The organism is Micromonospora sp. 4G55, assembly GCF_016803375.1.
The window spans coordinates 1-12,375 of the sequence record NZ_JAEVHN010000012.1 but is presented as its reverse complement, the minus strand read 5'-3'; the positions used below and the strand labels follow the sequence as shown (position 1 = coordinate 12,375).

Below are 12,375 nucleotides of genomic sequence, written 5' to 3'. Positions count from 1 at the left end.
ATGCGGCTGACCCGATCCGGCGGGTCGGCGCTGCTGGCCTTCTTTCAGGACCGGGTCGCCGGATCCATCCGCTCGATCCACTGTGCCCGCCAGGCCGGCGGCTCCCAGGGCTCCCCGAAGTAGATCCGCTCGCGGACGACCTTGCCGTCGCGGAACTCCATGATCCCGACGGCCATCATCGGCCGGTCGTCGTACCGGATGGTGTACTCGTTGACCCACAGATCGCCGCAGCCGACGGTCCGGTGCAGCTGGAACTCCTGCCGCGCGGGGTAGCTGGACCGGAGGGCGGTGATGTTGGCCTTGCCGCGGACGCGCTCGCCGCCCTGTGGCCACTCCAGCACCGCGTCGTCGGCGTAGATCTCGGACGCGCGGGCGATGTCGTCGCCCGGCCCGCCGCCGGGAGCGCTGACGTTGGAGGCCTCGAAGTGGGCTTCGATCATCGCCCGGGCGACGGTCTCATCCATGGCCCAACCTTCCGTCCGAACGGAGGTGTGCGTCTTGGCCTGCGCACCTGGACGCTATCACCGGCCGGGAGTCACCTGGTGTCGTCCGTCAGGGATGCCCCTCCCGGCGGATCGCGCGAGCAGGACTGTCGCCCCCGCCCCGGCCACCAGTCCGAGCGCCAGCGCCCCGATCAGCCGGGCCCCGGTGGTGTGCGGCAGGAACGCGCCCGGCAGTCGCGACGCGACCAGCGCCCCGGCGGCGGTGACCGACGCGGCGACGATCCAGAACAGGCGCGGCCGGGCCGGAGCGCCGGGCGCCTCGCCGTGCCACTCCCGCAACAGCCGGCGACGCCCGACGTGTACGGCGAGGGCCAGCGTCGCCAGCGCACCGAGCACGGTGGAGGTCCAGTCCCATCCGACGGCGTGCTCCGTCAGCCGGTCCCACGCCTGATGGGTCGCGGCCGCGAGCAGGGCCGAGACGGCGCTGACCGCCATGCCGGGTCGGGAGACGCCGAGCACGCCGTAGTCGCGCAGCGCCAGCGCGGCCGGCCGGTGCGGCAGGTGTACCGCGACGGTCGGCGCGACCGCGCGCACGATGGTCGCGCAGAGCAGAGTCACGGGCAGGCAGAACAGGATCAGCCCGGCTGGCTGGTGCGACAGCGGGAAGACGGGCAGTCCGGAACCGTCGAGGGCGTAGGCCAGGTCCGGTGCGGCCGAGCCGACGACGAGGGCCACGCCGTCGAACCAGCGGGGGCGCCAGAGCTTCAGCGGCAGCGGCAGCGCGGCGTGTGAGGGAAAGGTCAGCGGCACCGCCGTACGCTACCCACGCGCGGCCCCGCCCGGCTGTCCCGCACCGCGCCGGGTCAGGTGGTGGCTGTCAGGGCCAGGTCCGGGCCTGGGCGTCGAAGACCTCGGGCGGGCTCTCCACCGGCAGGACGCAGACCAGGTGCCCGCCCGGCACCCGCAGGATGCGACAGTCCAGCCACCGGGCCACCTGGGTGGCGCCGAGGGCGACCAGCCGGGCCGTCTCGGCTTCGACGTCGTCGGTCTCGAAGTCGAGGTGGAAGCGGGGCGCGTCGTCGACGGCCTGCACGGCGGTGACCAGCCCGGGCAGGGCGCCGTGCAGGCCGACGAACTGCGGGTGCTCCGGGTCCGCCTCGGTGGGGACGCCGAGGGCGGCCGACCAGAAGGCCGCCGCCTGGGCGGCCTGCGCGTGCGGGGCGTCGATCAGGACGGCGTAGATGCGGCTGCGATGCATGCCGCGCAAGGTAGTGCCTGTCGCGGGTCCGCGCAGCCCCGGGCGCGGTCGGGGGAGTGGCCGGGTGGGGCGGACCACTCCCCGCGTGGACGGCCTCGGCTAGGCCGCGGCGGCGGCCGGACCCAGAGTTCGTCGACGGCGCGCTCGGCCGCCGCGAGGCTCTCCTGGGCCAGCGGCACCAGGCCGGCCATGGCCGGGTTCACGCCGGCGAGGGTCAGCTCCGCCGTGATGAAGCGCGGCTGGAGGCCGGTCATCGCCAGGCCGTGCGGCAGCCAGGGCTCGGCGTGGTCCCAGCCCTCGCGTGGCGTGCCGGGGGCGTACCCGCCGCCGCGCGTGGCCAGCACGATGAACTCGCGGTCGCCCAGGAGACCGGCCTGGGTCTCGGGGTCGTAGGCCAGGCCGGGCGCGATCAGGTGGTCGACCCACGCCTTGACGCTGCTCGGGGCGGCGAAGTTGTACAGCGGCAGCCCCAGCAGGACCGTGTCGGCCCGCCGCAGCTCGTCGACCAGTTGCTCGGTCAGCGCCCAGGACTCCCGCTGGGCCGGGGTGTGCTGCTCCGGCGGGGTCATCCGGGCCAGGCCGCCGGCGTGGTCCAGATGCGGCAGGGGATCGGCGCCCAGGTCCCGGTAGTGGACCGTGCCGCCGGGGTGCGCGGCGCGCCAGGCCCTGGCCGCGCGGTCGGTGAGCCGGCGGCTCACCGACCGGTCCCCCTGGATGCTGGAGTCGATGTGCAACAGGTGTGCCATTGGTTTGCCCTTCATAATTCATTGGTGCAGTGCCAATCATTTGTAGCACGTGGGTCGTGGGCGGCGACGGTAGGCTTGGTCACATGCCTGCCGTACCGGTCGACCAGCCCGAGCACCGCTCGGCGCCCCTGCTCGACCACCTCGCTCGGCGGATGCGGCTGCGTGCCGAGACGGTGCTGGCGCCGCTGGGGCTGCGGCCCCGGCACCTGGTCGCGCTCACGGTGCTGCGGGCACAGGGCGGCAGCAGCCAGCAGGCCCTCGCCGGCACGCTGGAGATGGACGGCACGAACATCGTCGGGCTGCTCAACGAGCTGGAGGCGGAGCGGCTGATCGAACGGCGCCGTTCTCCCGAGGACCGCCGCCGGCACGTCGTCGAGCTGACTTCCGCCGGAGAGAAGCGCCTCGGGCAGGCTGAGTGCGCTCTCGCGGCGGTGGAGGACGAGGTGCTCGGCGCGCTGGACGAGCGGCAGCGCGAGACGCTCTACGAGCTGCTGGAGCGGGCGGTCGGTGGCGGTCCGGCGTCCTGCGCCGGGGCGGCGGACGGTCCGTCATGCTCGGCCGCGGGCGGGCCGGCCTGCTGACGCCGCCCGCCTGCTGGCGGCGCCCGGGCGGTACCCAATTCCTGGCTGATCTTCGGCCCGCTGCGGTGTCCGATCTCGGCGGAGGTGCCGGTCCGGTGGTGCTGGCGCCCCCACGAACCACCGTCGCACCGGGCCGGGGGACGAGTGACGGCCGGGACCGACGCTCCCTCAGGAGATCGCCGTACCGATTGACTTTCGATAGGTTCAGAGCGATAGTCGATGCATGTTCACTGAGCATCGAGCGGTGGCCCCGCTCAGAGTCTTCCTCGTGCTGCTGTTCGGGATCCTGGTCATGTTCCAGACCTTCTCCCTGCCCGGACAGTTCGCACACATGGCGCAGGAGTCCCCGGACCACGCCTACCTCCGGTGGCCGATGACTGCCGTCTCGGTGTTCTGGCTGCTGTGCATCCAGGTGGTGATCGTGTCGACCTGGAAGTTGCTCACCCTGGTCAAGAACGACCGCATCTTCAGCGACGCCGCCCTGGCGTGGGTGGACGCGATCGTCTGGGCGATCGTCGCCGCCTGGGTGGTGCTGCTGGGCGTGTTCCTCTATGTCGGTTTCCACGCGTCCGACCCCGGCCTGCCGCTCCTGCTCTTCCTGATGTTGGTGGGCGTCGCCGTGCTGGGGCTCCTGATGGTGGTGATGCGGGCCCTGCTGCGGCAGGCCACGACACTGCGCACCGACATGGAAGCGGTGATCTGATGCCCATCGTCGTCCGCATCGACGTCGAGCTGGCCAAACGCAAAATGAGCGTCGGTGAGTTCGCCGAACGCGTCGGGCTCACGCCGGCGAACGTGGCGGTGCTGAAGAACGGCCGGGCCAAAGCCGTCCGGTTCAGCACCCTGGAAGCCATGTGCCGGGTGCTCGACTGCCAGCCCGGTGACCTGCTCGAGTGGGTCGAGGACTGACTCGGCGCACCGCGTGCCAACCACCGAACACCTCGGCCACGTCGACCCGCTCACCGGCCGGATCCGGCCTCGGAAAGGAACCCCTATGAAGTACGTCCTCGCCCTCGTCGCCCTCCTCGCCGTCGCGATCGGCGTTGCCGGCATCGTGTACGGGGAGGCCGATGACTCGCCGGGCCTCCAGCTCCTGGGCGTCGTGCTCGTCCTCGGCACCGTGGTGTTCGGCGTGCGGGCCGTCCGACGCGGCAGGTAGCAGAACCCACGGTGGCTTCGTCCCCGCCCGGCGGCGTCAGCGCCGGGCTTCGGCCCGGAGCCGGTCGGCCAGCTCACGGACCGCGGCGGCGAAGCGTTCGTCGGATTCGCACGGCCAGTGCCCCTTCATCGGGGGCGGGACGCTGTCGCTCGGGGGCGCCACCACGTCCTCGGGGTCCCGCAGCCGCCGGTCGACCCGTCCGCTCGGGCCGCCCGGGTCGGCGGGTCACCGGGCCGGTGTGCGGCGAACAGCCAGCCGCCGATGGGGTCGGTCTCCCGCCACAGGTTCAGCCAGCGCCAGCCGACCCGCTCGCCCACCTCGTGCAGCACGTCGCGGCCCAGGTACGCGGGGAAGAGCCGGGCGTACAGGCGGTCGAGCGGGGACCCGTGGGTCAGCAGCGCGACCCGCCGGCGTACCTGCGGCGGCAGTTGCAGCACCGTGGCCGCCAGCAGCACCGAGCCGTGGCTGTGGCCGCTGAGCAGCACGCCGGTGTGCCGCTCGGCCAGGTAGCAGATCCGCTTCGCCAGCTCGGGTACGGCCCGTTCGGCGTAGCACGGCGGCGCGAAGGGGTGGGCCGCCCGGGGCCAGAACGTGCCCAGGTCCCACACCACGCCGACGTACCGGCGGAACTCCGCCGTCCGGTAGGCGAACAGTCCGCCCATCACCAGGGCGAGCACGAGACCGGCGATGAGATAGCTGCCCACGGTCAGCCCGAAGTTCACGAACCCGGACGGCACCCCGAGCAGCCGTTCCGCCAGCGGGCTCGGCTGCAGACCGAACAGTGCGAGCAGGCTCGTGGCCAGGCCGAGCGTGGCGAGGCCGGCGCACGCGACGGCCAGCGGGCCGAGCCGCTCGGTGAACCGCGCCCGCGCGATCGTCTTCGCCACGCGTCGCAGCCGGTCGGCCGCCTCCGGCGGGGCTGCCGGGAAGTCCCTGGCGACGATGGCCGCCGCCGCCCGTCGGCGACCACGGAGGGAGAGCAGGGTCAGCCCGACGGCGACCAGCACCGCCACGATCATGCTCAGGAAGAAGGTGAACAGCGCCCACTTGTAGGCCAGCGGCGGGGCCGCCAGGTCCTCCGGGCGTCCGGTGATCGCCCGCCGGTTGAGGAAGTACGCCGTCCGGTAGACCAGCTCGGTGGAGAACGCGCTCGACAGGCCGACCGCGAAGGCCGCGATCACCGGCGCGCCGAGGCCCTGCAGCAGCGACCCGCCACCGTCCCGGCGGCCGAGCGAGGGGGCCAGCACGGCGAGGGCCGCCAGCAGTGCCATCTGCGCGAGGACGGCCCAACCGACGATCCGGCCGTACCCGGGCAACCCGGCCGAGAGCGGCCACGGGGTCCGGTCCAGTGCGACGACCCCGAGGGTCGCCACGGTCAGAGCGCAGGCCACCATGCGCAGCGCCACGGTCAACCGGTCGGTGGTGTGCGCCGTCTCCGGCCGTTCCAGCAGCTCGGGCGCGCAGAGCAGCGCCGCGCCGGCCCCCAGCACCAGCACGGCGAGGACGGCCAGGCCGACCGTCGCGACCGAGGGGTGGCCGACACCGCGCGCGGTGAGCAGGGTCAGGTCGAGCACCGCGAGCGCGGCGGCGATGTGGATCGCCCGCAGCCGGCCCACCATCGGCATGGCGTCCCACTGGCCGACGGCGCTGAGCCGGTCGCCCTCCGGGTCGCCGGTCGGCACCCGGAAGCCCTCGTATGAGCGGCCGGGCCGGGCGCCCAGCAGCCAGACCAGCCCGACCGCGCCGATCGGTACCACGGCCAGCACCGCCAGCCGCAGGCCGACCGGGTGCCCCCCGAGCCAGGACAGCCAGGTGCGGCCCGTCATGCAGCGGGCCGAGCCCATGCACTTCCAGGCGATCAGGTCCAGGGCGACGCCGGCGGCGGACAGGGTGTACAGCACGGTGAGGCTGAGCGCGAGGAGCCGGCACAGCACCTTGATGCCCGAGCCCGGCCCCCGCCGTGCCGGCCGCATCCAGATCGCCACGTTGCTCAGCATGAACGGGAGCAGGAAGACCAGGGACAGCGTCCGGGCGGCGGTGCCCGACGGCAGGTCGCTCCACCGGTACACCTCCAGCACCACGCCCCCCGGCCCGGTGCTGTCCGGGTACCCCGGCCTCGGTCGGAAGAAGCCGCCGCTGCGGTCGCCGGCCACCTGATGGGTGTGCGGCCGGTCGAGCACCTGATCGGCGCGGGCGCCCGAGACCCCGTGCACCCGCAGTTCGACGACGTCGTCCGGCGCTTGCTGCTCACCGGATGCGGTGTCCGTCATCGGCCTGCGACCCCCGGGCGGCGCGGCCAGCAGTTCGGGACGGCTGCCGAAGGACGAGCCACCCGGCAGCCGGCTGGCGGGGGTGACTACCCGCGCAGGCGGGCGCCAACCGGGAAGGTCACGCGCCGGGGTGGACATCCCCGGCCGCGCTTCGACCGGCACGGCCCACCTCCCGCGTCCCGTCGTCCGCCGGACACCGGATCGGCTGCTGGTAATGTCGGCGGCGAGTGATCGGGACAGGGAGACCAGACATGGCGGGTGACGACGACATCTCCGGGTGAGACCGGACATGGTCGGCCACCGGCAGGCGCGTAGCAGGCGCCCCGCCGCCGGTGGGCCGTGCCGTCGTCGACCAACCCCTGTTGCCCGCCGGGCGGCTGTCGCACGCCCGCATCACACCCGAGGTCCTCGCATGTCCGACGCGTACGTCATCTGCTCCAACCTCTCCTTCTCCTGGCCCGACGACACTCCCGTCTTCGAGGACCTGTCGTTCACCGTCGGCGGTGGTCGCACGGGGCTGGTCGCCCCCAACGGCGCCGGCAAGAGCACGCTGCTCAAGCTGATCGCCGGGGAATGCCGGCCCACCGGCGGGTCGGTGACCGTCGAGGGGGTGCTCGGCTACCTCCCGCAGAGCCTGCCCCTGGCCGGCGACCTGACCGTCTCCGAGGTGCTGGGGATCGCCCCCGTGCTCCGGGCGCTGCACGCCATCGAGGCCGGCGACGCGAGCGAGGAGCACTTCACCACGATCGGCAACGACTGGGACGTCGAGGAGCGCACCCAGGCCCAGCTGGACCGGTTGGGGCTCGCCGGCGTCGCGCTGACCCGCCGGCTGGACACCCTCAGCGGCGGTCAGGTCGTCTCGCTCGGCCTCGCCGCGCAGCTGCTGAAGCGGCCCGACGTCCTGCTGCTCGACGAACCCACCAACAACCTCGACCTCGACGCCCGGCGCATGCTCTACCACCTGCTCGACGACTGGCCCGGCTGCCTGCTGCTGGTCAGCCACGACCGGGCGCTGCTGGACCGGATGGACCGCATCCTCGAACTCGACCGGGGCGAGGTCCGCTCCTACGGCGGCAACTTCACCGCCTACCAGGACGCGGTGCGGGCCGAGCAGGAGGTCGCCGAGCGCAACGTCCGCAACGCCGAGCAGGAGGTCAAGCGGGAGAAGCGGGAGATGCAGCAGGCCCGCGAGCGGGCCGAGCGGCGGGCCAGCAACGCCAGCCGCAACCTCAAGAGCGCCGGGCTGCCCAAGATCTTCGCCGGGACGATGAAGCGCGGCGCCCAGGAGTCGGCCGGCCGGGCCGGCGAGACGCACGCGGCCCGGGTCAGCCAGGCGCGGGCCCGGCTCGACGAGGCCGGCCGCGCCCTGCGCGACGAGCAGCGGATCGTGCTGGACCTGCCGGGCACCAACGTTCCCGCCGGGCGCACCGTCTTCCTCGGCGAGCGGATGCAGGTCCGCTACGGCGACCGGGCGCTCTTCGCCGCCGACGGTGCCGACCTGGTGATCCGGGGGCCCGAGCGGATCGCGCTGACCGGGCCCAACGGCGCCGGCAAGTCCACCCTGCTCCGTCTGGTCCACGGTGATCTGGAGTCCGACGGAGGCCGGGTGCGGCGGGCCGACGGGCGGATCGCGTACCTGTCGCAGCGGCTGGACCTGCTGGACCTCGATCGTACGGTGGCGGAGAACCTGGCCGCGTTCGCGCCCGGAACGCCGGAGGCGGAGCGGATGAACCTGCTCGCCCGCTTCCTGTTCCGGGGCTCCCGGATCCACCTGCCGGTCGGGGTGCTCTCCGGCGGGGAGCGGCTGCGCGCCACCCTGGTCTGCGTGCTGTGCGCCGAGCCGGCCCCCCAGCTGCTGCTGCTGGACGAGCCGACCAACAACCTCGACCTGGTCAGCGTCGCCCAGTTGGAGAGCGCGCTCGGCGCATACCAGGGCGCGTTCGTGGTGGTCAGCCACGACCAGCGGTTCCTCACCGAGATCGGGGTGGACCGCTGGCTGCGGCTCGCCGGGGGAGAGCTGCGGGAGACCGGCGCGCCCGAGCCCGACTGACCTTTACCGGGATCACCAGGGGACGGGCCGGCCGTCGCGGAAGAAGCCGCCGGTCGGTCCGTCGTCGGGCAGGTCGACGGCCCACAGCACGCCGGCCGCGCCCTCGGCGACCGGGCGGCGCCCCAGCCGCCCATGTCGGTGGCGACCCAGCCCGGGCAGACGGAATTGACCAAAATCCCGTCGGGTGCGAGCTGCGCGGCGAAGAGCCGGGTGACCGCGTTCAGCGCGGCCTTCGAGATGGCGTACGCGGGGGTGCCGGCACCCATGCCGCTCAGCGAGCCGGCGCCGCTGGACACGTTGACGATCCGCCGGCCGGGCCCCTGGTGGCGCATCAACGGCAGGACGGCCTGGGACACCTTCAGCGCCCCGAGCGCGTTGACCTCGAAGGCCTCCCGGACCACCCCGACGTCGGCGCCGGCCGGGTCCTGGTCGGTGTCGTAGTGGATGCCGGCGTTGTTGACCAGGACGTCCACCCGACCGGGTGCGTCGGCCAGGCCGGCGGCGAACGCCCGGACGCTGTCGTCGTCGCCGACGTCCAGCCGGCGTACCAGGACCCGGCCCGGGCCGGGGGTGAGGGTGGCCGCCGCCGCCTCCCCCCGCCCGGTGTCGCGGCAGGCGAGCACGGTGACGAAGCCGCGGTCCAGCAGTTGCTGCACCACGGCCAGCCCGATACCCCGGTTGGCGCCGGTCACCACGGCGGTGCGGTCCTCGGTCACCCCGGCAGTTTCCCCCGCTGCGCGCCGTACGCACCGTCCGGCGGTGGAACCGGGACGCGCGTACGGCGGCGCCCGGGTCAGCCGGTGCCCTGCCGGTGCACCCGCCCTTCGTGCGCGACCTTGGACCGGCCGTGGTCGCGTTCGCTGCCCGAGGGGCCGGTCGCGGTCCGCTCGTGCCGGCGCGAGGGCGAGCGTTCGACCTCCGAACCCTGCCGCCCCGGCGCGCCGCTGCCCGAGTGCCGTCGGCCCCGGGCCGATTCGCCACCGCTGTCGTGTTTGTTGTGCTTCTGGCTACCCATGGGCAGCGCGTACCCGCCGAGCGGGCGGCTAGTCGCCCGTCACCGTCGGTCGGGGCCGCCCTCTCGTACCGGTGGCCCGGCGGCGCCGGCACCGCCAGCCGGCTTAGTCCCAGAGGTTGAAGAGCACGTCCCCGAGGGTGTCCGGCTTCCAATAGGCCAGCTGCGCGTGTTCGTCGGCGGTGAGCGCCGTCAGGTCGACCCGCGACAGGGGAGTGTGCAGCTGTGCGACCGAGAGCACCCGCAGGCCGGAGACCTCGGCGAGGGCCGCTGCCAGCATCGCGTCGTCGACGAAGGCCACGCCGGCGTCACCGGCGCAGCGGGGACGGGCCAGGGCGACCAGCGGGAGCAGGGTGTGCCGCAGCACGGTGACCGCCCGGTCGCCGCGCACGATGACGACCGTGTCGAAGCTGGGCGTCACGCCGGCCGCCGCGCAGCTCGTGACGGCACCGCCGGTGCGCCGGGCGGCGTCGTGGCAGACCGTCCGGAAGGAGCGCAAGCCGCCGTCCGGGTCGTTCGGCCGGACGCCGAAGCCGGTCGCGCCCGCCGGCAGTCTCGCGTGGACATCGCCGTAGTCGTGGGGCTCCCCTGTCCAGAGCTGGTCCACATCCCTCCTTGGCCTGCCGGGCACCAGGCTAGTGATCCCCGCGACCCGATCGCGGACCAGGTGCCGCGCTCGAAGATCGAGGATCGGTTCCCCACCCGGCGAGCTAGGCCGCGCCGGCGGAGCACGGCGTGACAGGGACCGGAGCGGGCCGTTGCGGGCGCGGGACGCGTACGTGGGCGAGTGGACGGCGGCGGCCTGCGGCCTGGTCGACACCGACGCGCTGCTCGCCGCCTGGGAGCAGGCGCTCGCCGTGCCCCAGTGGGACGGGCCCCCGGTCTGGACGCACGGGGATCCGCTCCCCGGCAGTCACTGCGCTGACCTACTACCGGGAGACCAACCCGGTGATGGCGGCCCTGGGCCGGCGGGCGGTCGAGGCGGTGCTGACCGACCTGGCGTGACGGGACCGCCGCGCCAGTGCGCCCGCAGGAAAAGTGGTTGAAACGCACCCGCCCGGCCGGCCTACCCTCGACGGCGTGACCGGCCGCGACCCCGTCGACTCCTACCTGGTCTGCGCCACGCCCCGCACCGGCAGTTCGCTGCTGCTCGGGCTGCTCGCCTCCACCGGCGTCGCCGGCCGCCCGCAGGCGTACTTCCGGGTGCCGGACGAACCGCTGTGGGCCGAGCGCTGGGGGATCGCCCGGCGTCCGGACGGGAGCCTCGACTACCGGGAGTACCTGGCGGCGGCGCTGGCGGCCGGGCGTACCGACAACGGCGTGTTCGGGGCGAAGCTGATGTGGGGGACGCTCGACGAGCTGGTTGACCGGCTGGCCACGGTGTATCCGGGCCTCGCCGGCGCGGACCTGGCGCTGCTGGACCGCGCCTTCGGGCGTACCCGATTCGTGTACCTGCGGCGCGACGACGTCGTCGCGCAGGCGGTGTCCTGGCTGCGCGCCGAGCAGACCGGCACCTGGTACCTGGGCGGCGACGGTGAGATCAGCGGTGGCGACGGCGGTGGGGGTGTGCCGAACTTCGACGCGGACGCGATCGGCCGGCTGGTCGAGGTGATCGGCCGGCACGACGCGGCGTGGCGGGCGTGGTTCGTCGCGTCCGGCGTCCGGCCGTACGTGGTGTCCTACGAGGACCTCGACGCGGACCTGGTCGGCGTCACCCACGCCGTCCTCGACTTCCTCGGGCTCACGCTGCCCGCCGGGGCCGCCGTCGTGCCCCGCACCGGCGGCAGGCCGACCAGCTCAACCGGGAGTGGATCCGCCGCTACCGGGCGGTGTCGACGGGCGCCGGCACCCGCGTCGTCCGGCCGAGGTAGGTGACCGGACCGGGGTCGGGCACCGGGATCTCGTGGAAGCCCAGCCGGTCGTAGAAGCCGCGCGCCCGCACGTTGGCGGTGACCATGCCGACGTGCAGCCCGGGCGCTCCGGCGCGGGCGGCGGCGCGCAGGAACGTCTCGACGAGCCGCCGGCCGTGACCCCGGCCCTGTTGCCCGGGCAGCAGGTCGATGTGCAGGTGGGCGGGGTAGCCGGCGAGTTCCGGTAGCAGCATCCGCTCCGGCCGGTGGTGCAGCGCGATCATCTCGTCGTCCGGGGTGGCCGGCGGGCGGGTCGGCACCGGGTACCTGTCGGCCAGCCGCGGTATCCACTCCCGCCGGTAGGCCCGCACGAAGGCGGGCGTGTCCGCCGTGCCGATCACGTAGCCGACGACGACGTCGGAGTGCGTGAGCACGAACGCCAGCTCCGGCTCCAGGTGCAGGTACGGCCCGGCGAAAAGGTCGGGCATCAGGTCGTCGCTGGCGTACCGGCCGCGGGCGTCGCCGCCGGCGTCGGCCGTGCGGACGCAGATGTCGTAGACCGCGTCGTGGTCGCGGTCGGTGTAGCGGCGGATGGCGGTGGCGGTGCTGTCCATGCCGGGACGGTACGGGGTGGAACCGCTTGCACCGCAAGCCGTTCAGGCGCTGCCCCGCCGGATCAGCGCCGACGGGTGCACCACCGGCCGGTCGGCGGCGGCGTCCCCGGTGAGCAGTGCGCGCACCGCCCCGGCGGCGATCCGTTCCACCGGATGGGTGCCGGTGGTCAGGGCCGGCAGGGCCGAGGCGGCGGCCGGAGCGTCGTCGAAGCCGACCACCGCGACGTCGTCGGGCACCCGTACCCCGTTCTCGGCCAGGGCGCTCAGCGCCCCGATCGCCACGGCGTCGGTGATGGCCACGACGGCGTCGGTGTCCGGCCAGGCGGCGCATCAGCCGGCGCAGGCCGGCGCGGCCGGTGCTGTCGGTGAGGCCGCCGGAGGTGGTGCGGCCG

Annotated in this window: 15 protein-coding genes and 1 pseudogene; 6 read left to right on the top strand and 10 right to left on the bottom strand. The window is 74.1% G+C overall.

What is annotated here, in order from left to right:
* Positions 1-44: 44 nt before the first annotated feature.
* The 4 genes from JNW89_RS02460 to JNW89_RS02445 all read right to left on the bottom strand — a co-directional run bounded on the left by JNW89_RS02460 (position 45) and on the right by JNW89_RS02445 (position 2,447).
* On the bottom strand, positions 45-464 hold the full coding sequence (locus tag JNW89_RS02460; protein WP_238447491.1) for a nuclear transport factor 2 family protein: 420 nt from the start codon (positions 462-464) through the stop codon (positions 45-47).
* 57 nt (positions 465-521) lie between these two features.
* Positions 522-1,253: a DUF4184 family protein gene (locus tag JNW89_RS02455; RefSeq protein WP_238447490.1), complete on the bottom strand. Its 732-nt coding sequence runs from the start codon at positions 1,251-1,253 to the stop codon at positions 522-524.
* 67 nt (positions 1,254-1,320) lie between these two features.
* Complete coding sequence (locus JNW89_RS02450) at positions 1,321-1,701, bottom strand: VOC family protein (protein WP_238447489.1); 381 nt, start codon at positions 1,699-1,701, stop codon at positions 1,321-1,323.
* On the bottom strand, positions 1,671-2,447 hold the full coding sequence (locus JNW89_RS02445; RefSeq protein WP_238447488.1) for an FMN-dependent NADH-azoreductase: 777 nt from the start codon (positions 2,445-2,447) through the stop codon (positions 1,671-1,673). The genes JNW89_RS02450 and JNW89_RS02445 overlap by 31 nt, the downstream gene beginning before the upstream one ends.
* Before the next feature lie 83 nt (positions 2,448-2,530).
* Here JNW89_RS02445 and JNW89_RS02440 point away from each other — a divergent pair, with 83 nt between their 5' ends.
* The 4 genes from JNW89_RS02440 to JNW89_RS02425 all read left to right on the top strand — a co-directional run bounded on the left by JNW89_RS02440 (position 2,531) and on the right by JNW89_RS02425 (position 4,187).
* Positions 2,531-3,028, top strand: coding sequence for a MarR family winged helix-turn-helix transcriptional regulator (locus JNW89_RS02440; protein ID WP_238447487.1), 498 nt, complete (start codon positions 2,531-2,533; stop codon positions 3,026-3,028).
* A 244-nt stretch (positions 3,029-3,272) separates the two neighbouring features.
* Positions 3,273-3,731 carry a DUF2975 domain-containing protein gene (locus JNW89_RS02435; protein ID WP_238447486.1) on the top strand — a complete coding sequence of 153 codons (459 nt, stop codon included), beginning with the start codon at positions 3,273-3,275 and terminating at the stop codon, positions 3,729-3,731.
* Complete coding sequence (locus JNW89_RS02430) at positions 3,731-3,937, top strand: helix-turn-helix transcriptional regulator (RefSeq protein ID WP_088962527.1); 207 nt, start codon at positions 3,731-3,733, stop codon at positions 3,935-3,937. Before JNW89_RS02435 ends, JNW89_RS02430 begins: the two co-directional genes overlap by 1 nt.
* 85 nt (positions 3,938-4,022) lie before the next feature.
* Positions 4,023-4,187, top strand: a complete 165-nt coding sequence (locus tag JNW89_RS02425) for a hypothetical protein (protein ID WP_238447485.1) — start codon at positions 4,023-4,025, stop codon at positions 4,185-4,187.
* A gap of 125 nt (positions 4,188-4,312) precedes the next feature.
* Here the strand turns inward: JNW89_RS02425 and JNW89_RS02420 are convergent, their stop codons facing one another.
* On the bottom strand, positions 4,313-6,457 hold the full coding sequence (locus JNW89_RS02420) for a hypothetical protein (RefSeq protein WP_238447484.1): 2,145 nt from the start codon (positions 6,455-6,457) through the stop codon (positions 4,313-4,315).
* Positions 6,458-6,869: 412 nt separating this feature from the next.
* Here JNW89_RS02420 and abc-f point away from each other — a divergent pair, with 412 nt between their 5' ends.
* Positions 6,870-8,507, top strand: a complete 1,638-nt coding sequence (gene abc-f, locus JNW89_RS02415; RefSeq protein ID WP_238447483.1) for a ribosomal protection-like ABC-F family protein — start codon at positions 6,870-6,872, stop codon at positions 8,505-8,507.
* A gap of 188 nt (positions 8,508-8,695) precedes the next feature.
* Here abc-f and JNW89_RS38500 read toward each other — a convergent pair.
* From JNW89_RS38500 to JNW89_RS02400, 3 genes and pseudogenes are all read right to left on the bottom strand, one after another.
* Positions 8,696-9,163: pseudogene (locus JNW89_RS38500) on the bottom strand (SDR family NAD(P)-dependent oxidoreductase); the annotation flags it as partial.
* Positions 9,164-9,300: 137 nt separating this feature from the next.
* Entirely contained in the window at positions 9,301-9,522 is a 222-nt protein-coding gene (locus JNW89_RS02405; protein WP_238447481.1) for a hypothetical protein, read from the bottom strand.
* 103 nt (positions 9,523-9,625) lie between these two features.
* The gene (locus JNW89_RS02400; RefSeq protein ID WP_238447480.1) at positions 9,626-10,126 is read right to left on the bottom strand and encodes a hypothetical protein; all 501 of its coding nucleotides are present in this window, start codon (positions 10,124-10,126) and stop codon (positions 9,626-9,628) included.
* 473 nt (positions 10,127-10,599) lie between these two features.
* Between JNW89_RS02400 and JNW89_RS02395 the strand changes: the two genes are divergently transcribed.
* On the top strand, positions 10,600-11,394 hold the full coding sequence (locus JNW89_RS02395) for a Stf0 family sulfotransferase (protein ID WP_238447479.1): 795 nt from the start codon (positions 10,600-10,602) through the stop codon (positions 11,392-11,394).
* Here the strand turns inward: JNW89_RS02395 and JNW89_RS02390 are convergent.
* Positions 11,339-11,983 carry an N-acetyltransferase gene (locus tag JNW89_RS02390; RefSeq protein ID WP_238447478.1) on the bottom strand — a complete coding sequence of 215 codons (645 nt, stop codon included), beginning with the start codon at positions 11,981-11,983 and terminating at the stop codon, positions 11,339-11,341. The two genes, JNW89_RS02395 and JNW89_RS02390, sit on opposite strands and share 56 nt — an antisense overlap.
* A 42-nt stretch (positions 11,984-12,025) precedes the next feature.
* A complete protein-coding gene (locus tag JNW89_RS02385; RefSeq protein WP_238447477.1) occupies positions 12,026-12,283 on the bottom strand; it encodes a substrate-binding domain-containing protein in 258 nt (85 codons plus the stop codon).
* Positions 12,284-12,375 lie beyond the last annotated feature (92 nt).

Excerpts from the sequence above, each read along its gene's own strand:
- JNW89_RS02445 (WP_238447488.1), bottom strand. The coding sequence starts at position 2,447 with ATGGCACACCTGTTGCACATCGACTCCAGCATCCAGGGGGACCGGTCG.
- abc-f (WP_238447483.1), top strand. The coding sequence starts at position 6,870 with ATGTCCGACGCGTACGTCATCTGCTCCAACCTCTCCTTCTCCTGGCCC.
- JNW89_RS02390 (WP_238447478.1), bottom strand. The coding sequence starts at position 11,983 with ATGGACAGCACCGCCACCGCCATCCGCCGCTACACCGACCGCGACCAC.
- JNW89_RS02450 (WP_238447489.1), bottom strand. The coding sequence starts at position 1,701 with ATGCATCGCAGCCGCATCTACGCCGTCCTGATCGACGCCCCGCACGCG.
- JNW89_RS02420 (WP_238447484.1), bottom strand. The coding sequence starts at position 6,457 with ATGACGGACACCGCATCCGGTGAGCAGCAAGCGCCGGACGACGTCGTC.
- JNW89_RS02460 (WP_238447491.1), bottom strand. The coding sequence starts at position 464 with ATGGATGAGACCGTCGCCCGGGCGATGATCGAAGCCCACTTCGAGGCC.
- JNW89_RS02405 (WP_238447481.1), bottom strand. The coding sequence starts at position 9,522 with ATGGGTAGCCAGAAGCACAACAAACACGACAGCGGTGGCGAATCGGCC.
- JNW89_RS02425 (WP_238447485.1), top strand. The coding sequence starts at position 4,023 with ATGAAGTACGTCCTCGCCCTCGTCGCCCTCCTCGCCGTCGCGATCGGC.
- JNW89_RS02440 (WP_238447487.1), top strand. The coding sequence starts at position 2,531 with ATGCCTGCCGTACCGGTCGACCAGCCCGAGCACCGCTCGGCGCCCCTG.
- JNW89_RS02430 (WP_088962527.1), top strand. The coding sequence starts at position 3,731 with ATGCCCATCGTCGTCCGCATCGACGTCGAGCTGGCCAAACGCAAAATG.